The 11,921-nt window shown below is 65.7% G+C and carries 11 protein-coding genes and 1 tRNA gene; 2 read left to right on the top strand and 10 right to left on the bottom strand.

Annotated elements, in window-relative coordinates:
- Positions 1–43: 43 nt before the first annotated feature.
- The 5 genes from TVH25_RS18355 to TVH25_RS18335 form a co-directional block, all read right to left on the bottom strand.
- A complete protein-coding gene (locus TVH25_RS18355; protein WP_422425119.1) occupies positions 44–211 on the bottom strand; it encodes a hypothetical protein in 168 nt (55 codons plus the stop codon).
- Between the two features lie 884 nt (positions 212–1,095).
- Positions 1,096–2,187, bottom strand: a complete 1,092-nt coding sequence (locus TVH25_RS18350; RefSeq protein ID WP_422425118.1) for a glycosyltransferase family 4 protein — start codon at positions 2,185–2,187, stop codon at positions 1,096–1,098.
- On the bottom strand, positions 2,184–3,329 hold the full coding sequence (locus tag TVH25_RS18345) for a glycosyltransferase family 4 protein (RefSeq protein WP_422425117.1): 1,146 nt from the start codon (positions 3,327–3,329) through the stop codon (positions 2,184–2,186). Before TVH25_RS18345 ends, TVH25_RS18350 begins: the two co-directional genes overlap by 4 nt.
- A gap of 171 nt (positions 3,330–3,500) precedes the next feature.
- Positions 3,501–4,091, bottom strand: a complete 591-nt coding sequence (gene dcd, locus TVH25_RS18340; protein ID WP_169618873.1) for a dCTP deaminase — start codon at positions 4,089–4,091, stop codon at positions 3,501–3,503.
- 45 nt (positions 4,092–4,136) lie between these two features.
- Positions 4,137–4,772 (bottom strand): TetR/AcrR family transcriptional regulator, encoded by a 636-nt coding sequence (locus TVH25_RS18335; RefSeq protein WP_422425116.1) that lies wholly within the window; start codon positions 4,770–4,772, stop codon positions 4,137–4,139.
- An 83-nt stretch (positions 4,773–4,855) separates the two neighbouring features.
- Here TVH25_RS18335 and TVH25_RS18330 point away from each other — a divergent pair, with 83 nt between their 5' ends.
- On the top strand, positions 4,856–5,677 hold the full coding sequence (locus TVH25_RS18330; RefSeq protein WP_296550472.1) for an oxygenase MpaB family protein: 822 nt from the start codon (positions 4,856–4,858) through the stop codon (positions 5,675–5,677).
- Positions 5,678–5,760: 83 nt separating this feature from the next.
- Positions 5,761–5,831 (top strand) — tRNA-Gly (locus TVH25_RS18325).
- Between the two features lie 98 nt (positions 5,832–5,929).
- On the opposite strand, the gene TVH25_RS18320 is transcribed toward TVH25_RS18325, so the two are convergent.
- From TVH25_RS18320 to TVH25_RS18300, 5 genes are all read right to left on the bottom strand, one after another.
- A complete protein-coding gene (locus tag TVH25_RS18320; RefSeq protein ID WP_422425115.1) occupies positions 5,930–6,943 on the bottom strand; it encodes a zinc-dependent alcohol dehydrogenase in 1,014 nt (337 codons plus the stop codon).
- Between the two features lie 245 nt (positions 6,944–7,188).
- Positions 7,189–8,604 (bottom strand): glutamate decarboxylase, encoded by a 1,416-nt coding sequence (locus tag TVH25_RS18315; protein ID WP_422425114.1) that lies wholly within the window; start codon positions 8,602–8,604, stop codon positions 7,189–7,191.
- Between the two features lie 236 nt (positions 8,605–8,840).
- On the bottom strand, positions 8,841–9,290 hold the full coding sequence (gene cynS, locus TVH25_RS18310; protein ID WP_169651459.1) for a cyanase: 450 nt from the start codon (positions 9,288–9,290) through the stop codon (positions 8,841–8,843).
- 71 nt (positions 9,291–9,361) lie between these two features.
- Positions 9,362–10,213 carry a formate/nitrite transporter family protein gene (locus TVH25_RS18305; RefSeq protein ID WP_169651460.1) on the bottom strand — a complete coding sequence of 284 codons (852 nt, stop codon included), beginning with the start codon at positions 10,211–10,213 and terminating at the stop codon, positions 9,362–9,364.
- Between the two features lie 133 nt (positions 10,214–10,346).
- Complete coding sequence (locus tag TVH25_RS18300) at positions 10,347–11,720, bottom strand: bifunctional lysylphosphatidylglycerol flippase/synthetase MprF (RefSeq protein WP_422425113.1); 1,374 nt, start codon at positions 11,718–11,720, stop codon at positions 10,347–10,349.
- Positions 11,721–11,921 lie beyond the last annotated feature (201 nt).

Here is an 11,921-nt window from a genome sequence, read left to right as displayed (position 1 = left end):
CCCCCCGGGCCGGGGGGCCGCCGATGTGCGACGGAAGGGGACGTCAGGAAGGATTGCCGATCAGGTCGCGAAGAAACTCGACGACCCCGCTGGGCAACTCGAAGCCCGGAACCGTCGTGATCGCGCCCGGTGCCGGAGGCGTGTTCTGTGAGGGCTCGGACTGCGAGCGCGGTGCGGGCTGTGCCGCGTCGCCACCACCGCCGACCGTCACCGCGATTCCGCCGGTAAAGGGCCGTCCGTCTGCCGCGTAGATGTTTTCCCACCGGGAGCCCGACGCATCCTGGCAGCCCGAGAACACCTGGTAGGTGCCGTCGGTGATTGTGCGGGCCGGCCTGGAATCGGATGCCCCTCGTTGACGTAGACACCGCTGGGGGCAGTGGTGTTTCGTACCGAAAAACTGGATCCGGCAGGCTGATTGTCGATACGTCCGGATGGCTCGGCGGTGTCGATGTTTCCGGGTTCGAGCACGTAGGTCACGCAGCTCACCCCACGATCCACCTCTGCCGCGCTCAGATCGAAATCGACGACGATCGCACCGGATTCCGCTGCGGCCGAGACGCTCGGGCCCGCCGCCGACACGGTACCGGGAATGCACAGGCCCAACGCGGTGATACCCACTGCCGCAACGGCAGCTCGTTGATGACAGAGTTCATCGGAATGCTTCTCCCCTGATGGTTCGATTCCGGCGCCCGTTCACCGCTGCCTCGGATCCGCCTCCCGGACGGTCGCGTCGGCCACCTACTTCGGAAACGCTCCCGTGCCCGCGCTGTGCTGTCGCGACAACAGTTCTGGCAGAACTTGTTTCGACGTTCGGTGTGCCGGAAATGTCGGCGGGAAGAGTGAAGCCCCGGGCGACTCTGGTGGAGTAGACCGGGGCTTCTGCGTAGGCCGGCGATGGGGGTTACCGGCCTGCGCAGTCGCCCGCACGATGGGATGTGAGGGCAACGGAAGAGACTTTATCCCGATGCGATTGCTACTCGCGAGTACACCGGAAAAGGGCAGGAACAGCGTGTGACGGCACAGTGCCTCGTTCAGGACACGCTGCGCGAGCGCCTTCCGTGAGCCGGTGCCCCTGCTCGGAGCGCCGGGCCGCACTCATGCCCACAGCGCGGACGCCATGTCCGGCAGCGTTCGGTCGATATCGTGCAGTGACAAGACGCGCTGCCGGGCGATATCGGAGATGTCACGCCGCGCTACCGGGTCGTCGAGGAGGCACGTCAGCGCCTCGGCGAGAGCCTCCGGATCACCGGGCGGAACCAGCACACCGGCGCCGTCTGCGAGGTATTCCGCCGTGCCGCCGTGATCGGTGCCCAGTACCGGCACGCCGTGCGCCATGGCCTCCAGCACTCCGAGGGGCCCCGCTTCCGGTGACGTGCTCGCCGAGACCAGGACGTCCCACGTATCGAGCACCTGCGCGGGAGGGACATGCCCGAGGAAAACGACGCGTCCACGCAGATCGGGCATCGCAGCACGGGTGCGCAACTCGTCGAGGAATGCCTCGTCGCCGGGAAACGGCGTGCCCGCGATATCCAGCCGGACATCGGGAATGCGGGATACCGCTTCCAGAAGAATCCGGTGCCCCTTCCACTCGGTGATCGAGGCGAGGATGCCCACGCGCGATGCGCCTGGCCCCGCCGGGTCGCGGCGACGCTCGCCGACGGATACACCGTTACGAGCGACGACCGTGCGAAATCCCAGTGCCCGGACGGGTTCCGCCGTCGCACACGACACGGCGACAGCGGTGCCGACGCTGGGTCGGCCGAGTCGGGCGACGAGGATCTGACGTCGAGACGACAGGGTGTCGTGTACGAGCCATGCCACACGTCCGGCGCGCCGGGTTCCGGCGACGGCCAGGGAGACCGCCGGGAGCGCGAACAACGAATTACACACGATTCGAGCATGTTCGGTGGACTGCGCACGGCGGATCCGGGCTCCGGCCCTCGCCCACCTCACGGGAAGAGATGCCAGGCCGAGCACACGACGGACACCTTGCTGTCCCTGCATCCCGAGCGGCGGTACCACCAGTCGCGCCACCTCGCCGGGCAGAGCGTCAGCGAGAGGCCCGTCGGGACATGCCACGATCACGCGTCGTCCTTCGCTCCGTGCGTGGTCGATCAGCGCGAGCATGACCTTCTCCGCGCCCGATCGCTGCCCGGTGTGTGCGACGAAAAGCAGCGGGTCGGTCACCGTGCAGCGACCGACCCGTGCGCCTCGTACAACAGTTCGGTCAGACGGTGGGCCGTGGTCCGGATATCGAAGTGCTCGGCGATGCGCTCGTGGGCCGAAGCGCCCATCTCGCGACGGCGGATTCCATCGGCCAGCAGCAGACGCATCGCGGCGAGGAGCGCGTCCTCGTCGTCGTGGTCGACGAGCAGGCCGGTGTCGCCGTCGACCACCATTTCCGGAATCGACCCCACCGTCGAGGCGATCACGGGCAGTCCCGCGGCGCCCGCTTCGAGAATCACGTTGGGAGCCTGATCCATTCCCGACGGGAAACACATGAGGTCGGCGTCGGCGAGGATGTCCCACAACCGGTCGTCACCGCTGGTGAGGTCGTCGATCACGGTCACGGCGCGACCGGCCGGCACGGCATCCTTGGTCACGAGAACCAGATCGCACGCGTCGGCGAGGTGCTTCTGGTGCAGGCGCAGCAGGGTGTTGCCACCCTTTCGTTCCATGCTGGTGCCGATGAAGACGATGGTCGGTCGCGCTCGCCCCGTGCGATCGGGGAGCGCTCTCTCGCCGGTGAGAAACGGCGACCAGATTCCCGGGGCCATCGTCGTGACCTTGTCGTCCGACAGGCCGTACGTCGGCCCGGTGAGCGACGCCGCGGTACGACGGCCGTTCGCGACAACGGTCAGCGCCGCGTCGAGGACGGGTTGCTCGAAACGCACCGCCGCCCGAACGGCGAGGCGGGTGAACCGGGTCGCCGCGCGGTAGGGCAGGAGGTAGGCGTCGAGTTCGTTCGTGCTGTCGGTCGTGACCACAGTGGGGAGTCCACGCACCACGTCTGCGGAGCCGAGCATGCAGTTTTGTGTGTAGACGTGCAGAACATCGACGTCACCGTCCGCGAGGCGTTCCCGTAACCGTCGGCGCAGTCCGCGCGAATGCACGAGTTGTCCCCGCAACGCCTGCAGGTCGAGATCGAGCCGTCCGAGGCCGGGAATCGGCGCGCGCATGATCCGGCCGAGCAGAGAAGGCCCGCCCGCGTCGAGGAATTCGACCTCGACATCGTCGCGCTCGGCGAAGGCACGGCGCAGGGAGTAGTGCACAGTTGCATGGCCACCGATGTTCTCGTTCACGAACAGCGCTTTCAGCGGTGCTCCCACGCACTCACGACCTTCCGTTTCGTCCGTTCCCTCCCGATCGAGCCATCGAAATCGGGAGGTTGCCCGTTACAGCCGTGACATGGTGCGGCGAAGGCCGACCGCGAAGCCCGCCTCTCCGATCGCATTCCTGTCGTCCACGGGAAGCGGCGGCGTGGCGATTCCGCGCCGCGCTCAGCTGGGACGGGCGTCGGGATGTTCGTGAACGAAGTTCAGATACGCCTTCGACGGCGTCGGGCCACGCTGCCCCTGATACTTGGATCCGACCTTTGCGCTGCCGTAGGGATTCTCGGCGGGGCTCGTCAAACGGAACAGGCACAGCTGGCCGATCTTCATCCCGGGCCACAGCGTGATCGGCAGGTTCGCGACGTTCGACAGTTCGAGGGTGATGTGACCGTCGAATCCGGGGTCGATGAAGCCGGCCGTGGAGTGGGTCAGCAGCCCGAGACGCCCGAGTGACGATTTGCCCTCGAGGCGGCCCGCGAGGTCATCGGGCAGGGTGCAACGCTCCATGGTGGATCCGAGCACGAACTCGCCGGGGTGCAGCACGAACGACTCTCCCTGCGGCACCTGCACGAGCGTCGTCAGCTCGTCCTGCTGCTTGGCGGGGTCGATGTGGGTGTAGCGGGTGTTGTTGAAGACACGGAACAGGCTGTCGAGTTTGACGTCCACACTCGACGGCTGCACGAGCTCCGGATCGTAGGGGTCGATACCGAGATGCCCGGAGGCGACCTGGGCGCGGATGTCACGATCGGAGAGGAGCACGGGGTAAAGGTTAACAACCACCGAAGATCGGCGACGAAGACGTCGTCAGCTCTCCGCGTCCTGCCGCAGTTGTGCAGACATCGTGAGCAGCAGTTCGGTGCACTGCTCGACCACGTCGTCTGCGTCCAGGGGAACCGTGCCGTCGAGCCACGCGGTCATCGCCTGCGCGAGCCCCCCGACGACATAGTGCGCGGCCAGGTCGAGGCGGGGTGTGTGAGTGATCGAGTAGATGTTCTCGGCCTGGGCGGTGACGAGCCCGGCGAACATTCGCGTCGAAGCGAGGCGTCGCTTGGCGAGTTGGGGATTGGCCTGGCTCACGGAGAACAGCATCCGCCCGAGCCGCGGGTCCTCGCCGATCTCGCGGACGATGTTCTCGACGCAGGCGCGGACGATCGCGCGGTCGTCGCCGGGCGGCGCACCGACGACTGCGGCAAGAGTGCTTTCCGCGATCCGCTGCACCGCGTAGTCGTACACCGCTCCGGTGAGCTCGTCGCGGTCCGCGAAATTCTCGTAGAAGTACCGTGATGCCAAGGCCGCCCGCTTGCAGACGCCGCGGACCGACAAAACGGGTTCGCCGTCGGCTCCACCGAGGATGTCGAGCCCGGCTTCGATGAGCTGAGCCCGGCGATCGGCCTGCCGTTCCTCACCCGCGCGTCCGCCGTAGAGCCGTCCTGTTGCCATGCGCCCATCTTCTCAGACCTCTTTACGCGACGCGCATATCTGAGTACATTCGTGTTCAGTTGAGTCGGCCGACAAGGAGCACGATGACGATCCTCGAGAAACCCGCAGGTCTGGACGACACCATGGACGGTCTCGGGCTCGCCGCGGGTGCGGCGAACATCATCATGCAACTGTCCTGGCCCCAGGTGGGCTACGGCGTCTTCGAGAGCCGCGTCGAATCCGGGCGGTTGTTCGATCACCCCCTCAAGCGCACTCGCACCACCCTCACCTACCTGGCGGTCGCGGCACGAGGCACCGACGACGAGAAACGGCTCTTCCGCGACGGCGTGAACAAGGCCCACGCGCAGGTCCGGTCGACCGCCGCCAGTCCCGTGAAATACAACGCCTTCGACCACGAACTGCAACTGTGGGTCGCCGCGTGCATCTACCGCGGCTTCGAAGACGTCCACCGCTCCCTCTACGGGCCGATCCCCGAGGACGCCGTCGACTACTTCTACCAGCGCGGAGCCGCCTTCGGGACCACGCTGCAGGTCCCTCGGTCGAAGTGGCCGAAGGACCGCGACGCATTCGAGCAGTACTGGAAGGAAGGGCTCGAGAACGTCCGCATCGATCCGGTCGTGCGGGAGCACCTGCTGTCGATCGCGCGCATGGAATTCCTGCCGCAGCCGATCCCGTTCCTGTTCGGCCGGCTCAACCTGTTCTTCACCGCGGGCTACCTGCCGCAGCGGTTCCGCGACGAGATGCTCATGGCGTGGACGCCCCGCGATCAACGGCGCTTCGAGCGGCTCATGAAGGCGCTCGGCGCGGTGAACAAGCGACTGCCGGTCGCGCTGCGCGAACTGCCGTACCGCGTCCTTCTCGCCGATATGCGCCGGCGGATCAGGAAGGGACAGACCCTCGTGTAGGGGTGCAGCGACCGATCGGGGAGTCTGCTAAAGTTTGCTCCTAGCTCGAGCGGAGCCGGTGAAAACCGGCAAAAGCCCAGCGTGCCGATGTAGTTCAATGGTAGAACATCAGCTTCCCAAGCTGAATACGCGGGTTCGATTCCCGTCATCGGCTCAGAAACGAAGGCCCCGGCCGCCGCATCGCGTCGCCGGGGCCGGGGTCGTGCTCGCGCCGTCAACGCTGGACCCGCTCAGCGCATGGGCAGCGCGCGGTCAGAACTCGAACACCACACGTGCGGGCACGGCTCCGCTCAGCACATCGCTGATGGACTCGTTCACCGATTCCAGCGGACGCGTTTCGGAGATGACCTGGGTGCGCCCGGCTGCGTGCAGCGCGAAGACGTCGGCCAAGTCGTTCCGCGTCCCCACAATCGAACCGATGACGGACTTTCCGCCGAGGACCGTGTCGAAGATCGGCACCGGCAGCGACGCATCACCGGCCGGCAGCGCCACGCACACGAGTCGCCCGCCTCGACGCAGCGAGGCGTAGGCCTGCTGGAAGGACGCGGCCGAGGCCACCAGCGCAAGAGCCACATCCGCTCCACCGAGCCGGGCAATCGCCTCTACCGGATCCTCTGCCTTGGCGTTCACAACGTGGTCTGCGCCGAGACGCCGCGCCATCTCGAGCTTGTCGTCGGAGACGTCCACAGCGATCACGAAGCCGCCGGCAATTCGGGCGTACTGCACCGCCAGGTGGCCGAGTCCGCCGATGCCGAAGACCGCGACGGTCTGGGCGGGACGGACCTGCGCCACCTGCACCGCTTTATAGGTCGTTACTCCGGCGCACGTCAGCGGGCCCGCATCCACGGAGGACACGCCATCGGGAACGGGGGTCGCGAAAGCAGAAGGGAGAATGGCGTACTCACCGAAACTCCCGTTCACGGAGTACCCGGAATTACGCTGGTTCTCGCAGAGCGTCTCCCAGCCGGAGATGCAGTATCGGCAGGCGCCGCACGCATATCCGAGCCACGCGATAGCAACCCGGTCCCCCACCGCGCGATCGGTCACCTCCGACCCGATCGCTTCGACACGGCCGATGCCCTCGTGACCGGGCACGAACGGCGGCGACGGCTTGACCGGCCAATCACCGTGTGCGGCGTGGATATCGGTGTGGCAGAGACCGCTGACCTCCATCTTCACCAGCACGTCGGTGGGTCCGGGGTCGGGCACGGGCAGATCTTGGATCTCGAGCGGTGCTGTGAAATCGGTGACGACTGCTGCTTTCATCGCGATTCTCCTGTGGTGGGCGGGCCCGCACATCCACGAGCCGTTCGACCCCGAGAGCCCCATGCTCCCCGAACCCGAAGAGCGTCCATCCTTCTCCCGGCGTCGTACCCCATCCTCGACCACGGGGTGCCGGGATATCAGGCTTCTCGGTCACGGATAGGTATGCAGTTGGCACCCTCCCCGTTCGCGACGACGGACCGCTCTACGCCCATGGTGCATCGCTCCCGCAGCGACGAGCGGGCCGACTAATGGTGGAACAGCACCGGCTGACCTTCACGTGGAATCGGAGTCTCCAACCGATCGAGGAAGTCGACCTCCGTCTTGATCTCGGCCAGAAGCGCGGTGGCGAGGTCGTGACTCAAACCGTTGCGGACGACAATCCGCTGCACCGTGACGTCCGCGAGGTCGTCGGGCATGGGATACGCGGGTACGAGCCACCCTTTCATCCTCAACCTGTCCGACAGGTCGTAGAGGGTCCACTTGTCGGTGTAACCCTTTTTCAGCATCCACGCGAACACCGGAATGTCGGAGCCGTCGTTCCACAGTTCGAATGCCGGAAGCTTGGCTATTTCCTGCGCGAGATACTGCGCGACTGCCAGCGACTCCTGTTGGACTCGCGTGTAACCGTCGGACCCCAGGCGAAGGAACATGTAGTACTGCAACAGCACCTGCGCACCCGGACGTGAGAAGTTCAACGCAAAGGTCGGCATGCTGCCGCCGAGGTAACTGACGTAGAAGATCAGTTCGTCCGGTAGCGCCGCTTTGTCCCGCCAGACCACCCAGCCCACACCCGGATAGACGAGGCCGTACTTGTGGCCCGACGTGCTGATCGACGCCACTCGGTCGAGCCGGAAATCCCACACCAGGTCCGGCTGGCAGAAGGGCGCGATCATCGCTCCGGACGCGCCGTCGACATGGATCGGGACATCGACGCCGGTGTCGGCGGCGATGCGATCCAGTGCCGCACTGATCTCGGCAACAGGTTCGTACGCTCCGGTATAGGTCACGCCCATGATGGCAACGACGCCGATGGTGTTCTCGTCCACATACTTGTCGAGTTCGTGCCCGTCGAGGGTTCTGTGCTCCAAGGTGATGGGTACATACCGTGCTTCGACTTCGAAATAGTTGCAGAATTTCTCCCAGCACACCTGAACAGCGCTCGAGAGCACGAGGTTCGGCGCCTCGGTGGATTTGCCCTCGGAGCGCCGGCGCTTCTGCCACCTCCGCTTGAGTGCCAGCCCGCCGAGCATGCACGCCTCGGAGGAACCGATCGTGGACGTTCCGATGGCGTTGTCGGGATCGGCCGCGCTCCACAGATCGGCAAGCATTGTCCAGCACCGTGTTTCGATGGCCGCCGTCTGCGGATACTCGTCCTTGTCGATCATGTTCTTGTCGGCGGACTCGGTGTAGAGACGAACGGCAAAGTCGTCCATCCACGTGCCAACGAACGTGGCCAGATTCAGGCGCGCGTTGCCGTCCAGCATCGCCTCGTCGTGCACGATTTGGTAGGCGGTGTCGGGATACGACTCCGACTGCGGCATACGGTTTTTCGGGAGTTCAGTGGCCTCTCCTGGCCGCTCGAACACCGGATTGGCCGAGATCGAATCGCTGGTGCCGACACCGCGTCCGCGGAAGTCGGTGGGACCGGCCGGTTCGGACATGACTCCCCCTCAGAATGCGGATGGGACAGTACGACCGAACCTCGACCGGACAGCCATACCTGTTCCTTACAGTTCCAGGCACCTATGGCATGCAATCGTATCGCGGCGGGAAACAGGAGAATCGGGAAAGAACCAAATCAGCAGAAACCGAAACGGACCGAAACCGGCAAAGCGTCCGCGAGACAGACGTGCACACTCTCCCGATCTGCGTTGCGAACCTTCAACCCTTGGGCGGCTTACCAGCGGTAGTCCAGGAACTTCCCGTCGAAGGTGACAACGACGCGGTCGCCGTCCGGATCGGGACGTCGCGTGATGTCGACGGTGAAGTTGATCGCGCTCATGATGCCGTCACCGAACTCTTCGTGGATGAGCGCTTTGAGCGCCGGTCCGTACACCGAGAGCGCTTCGGAAAAGCGGTAGATCGTCGGATCGCGCATCACCTCGGGTGAGGAACCTCGGTGCGGTTGCAGTGCAAGACTTTCAGCGACGGTGTCGTTCAACTCGAGTCGTTCACACACGAGACGCGCCTGGTCAGGGCTGAGCGGATGCTGCCCAAGGAGGGCGGCTGTCGTCCACACCAGCGGGGTGCCGAGATGTTCGGCGAGGTCCGCCCACGTGAGTCCCTGCCGGATTCTGGCCGCGTCGACAATTGCGGCAGCGTCGGCCTTCGGAAGAATGGGGTTCATGGGTACTCCCTGTCGATGTCGTTGTCGGAGCAGCGGGCGAAGTGCCCGCTGCTGTCGGGACGGATGCCCGGTCAGGCCGGCGTGAGTTCCGATTCGGCGGTTTCTGTGTCGGTTCCCGCTCCCCGCTTGGGAGCGGTGCGCATGTGGGTCACGTAGATCACGGCGCCGACAAAAACGATTCCTCCCACGAGATTACCTATGACCGTGGGGATTTCGTTCCATACGAGGTAATCGCCGAGCGAGAATTCGCCGCCGAGCAGCAATCCGGAGGGGAACAGGAACATGTTGACCACCGAATGCTCGAAGCCCATGTAGAAGAACAACATGATCGGCATCCACATGACCAGGACCTTGCCCGGAACACTCTTGGACATCAGCGCGGCAACCACAGCGGTGGACACCATCCAGTTGCACAGCACGCCGCGCAGGAACAGGGTCATCATGCCTGCCGCGCCGTGCTCGGCGTAACCGACGGTGCGCGCTTCACCGATGTGCATGAGTTGCTGGGCCACATCGTTCGGCGGGATGGAATACCCGTAGGTCAGGATGTAGGTGATCATCACGGCGACCGTGAACGCGCCCGCGAAATTACCGAGGAACACCAGACCCCAGTTGCGGAGGACCGCACCTGCCGTCACGCCGGGACGCTTGTCGATGTAGGCGACCGGAGCAAGCGTGAATACCCCGGTGAGCAGGTCGAATCCGAGCAGATACAGCATGCAGAAGCCGACCGGGAAGAGAACCGCGCCGAGCAGTGCGTTGCCGGTCTGCACGGTGACCGTGACAGCGAAGGCGGCCGCGAGCGCGAGGATCGCACCGCCCATGTAGGAACGGATGAGCGTGTCCCGAGTGGACATGAGGACCTTGCTCTGGCCGGCGTCGACCATCGAGCGAGCGAGTTCGGCGGGGGGAACGTAGGACACATCAACCTCCTGGTCGGACAGTGCCGGGCAAGCGTGTCGGCAGTGTGTGTCCGGCATGGTGCCGATCGGAGAAACGCGGCGTTACGTTTTCCTCGCACGGGTGTCCGGCACAGCGTGAGCCCGTGCGTGTCCGCTAGCGCGGTAGGCCGGGACTACGGCCGGGTGTCGCGGGGGCGCTGTATTCGCGGTGAGGAACGAATTCGAAGGTCAGCATCGCGAACGCTGCCGGCAGGAGGTACCGCAGTTTGAACAGGACGAACCGCCGGTCCGCTCCTGCGTGGAACTTGTCCAGATACCGATACAGCGACTCGAGTGCGATGACCGAGTCTCCGAGGCGGAGCACCAAGCGCACCGCCGCCCGCCACCGGCCCGTACCGTTCGGGCCGAGCAGGTCCGGGAACGGGGCGAATGCCAGCGACACCGACGTTCCGCCGGCGCTCCGGACGTGGTCGATGACCTCGACGGCCATCCGCTCGTCTGTGCCGTTCGGTGCCCGCGGACTGCGCCACGGTACGTCCAGGCTCCATTCGTCACCGTGATGCGCAAGGCCGTAGCGCTGAAACCCGACGGGAACCATGTCCCGGTCGCGTGCGATGACGATCATCATGTCCGGGTACGTCCCGTCGAGAAGATGGTCGAGGATCATGGAAAAGCCCCGGCGCTGGTGGCCGGAGCGAGCGTGGGACACGATCTCGAGCAGTTGACTGCGCACTTCCGGGGAGAGGTCTCTCTCCGCGACGATCTCGGTGGTGACTCCCGCGTTTTCGCTGCGGTGTACCGCTTGGCGCAGATTGCGGAAACGCCTGCCGACGAGGGAAAAGTGTCCGACGTCGACGACCACGTCGCACCCGATACACACCGACCTCAGGCGCGGGCGACCCCGACCGCCCGCCTGCCACAACCGGGCGGTGGTCTCACTGGCCCCGAGAACAGCCACCCGCCATCCCCGGTCGGCAGCGAAGTGCGAGAAATCCGACAGCAGGTTGTCGAACGCCGGTGCGTGGCCCACCGGGTCGCCCGACACCACCGCGATGCCGGCGCGGGTCCGATACCCGATCGCGGCGGTGCGGCCGGAATTGTAGAAGTACGACTTGGTCGAATTGAGCGCGAACGGCGCCAAAGGGTCGCCGCTGGACTCCCGCACGAGCGAGGCGATCCGACCCTCCTCCTCCGGCTCCGGCTTGCTCGCCACGGGAAGCACCAGCACGGGCCCCGACACCGCGATAGCGACGAACGCGACATGACTGTGCCCCCAGGCATACGCGAGACCCGCCACCAGCAGACACAGCAAGGCCGCTGCCGCGTGCATACGGGTCACGGGACGGCGCAGCCAGACCCCGCGTGCGACGAACGCGATCGCCACCGCGAGGGCGACGATCAGCGCTGTGCCCCTACCTGTCCGATACGCCGAGATCTCGACCAGGATCATCGCGAGGAGGTACAAACGGAGTCCGACACGCTGCACGCCGGGTGTCGCAGAAGAAGCGGCGGATTGCAGGGTCGTCATGGGTGTCTCTCGATTCTCCGGGACATCGGGCGCCCCTACGACCGTATGCCGGATGAATCCCCCGCTCCGCGGTTTCGGATGAAGAGGGAGCGCTCGACAGCGCCGACACGGCGTATCCGGCACGTCGCCGGGTCGTGCTCGCTCAGGACGGCAGCAGCCCCCGGGGGCCCCCGCGGGGGGGGGGGGGGGGGGCGGGGCCCC

It is taken from the genome of Rhodococcus sp. 7Tela_A2, from assembly GCF_049311045.1.
Lineage (GTDB): Bacteria > Actinomycetota > Actinomycetes > Mycobacteriales > Mycobacteriaceae > Rhodococcus.
The sequence above is the reverse complement of the archived record's forward strand: the minus strand, read 5'-3'. Positions and strand labels throughout refer to the sequence as shown.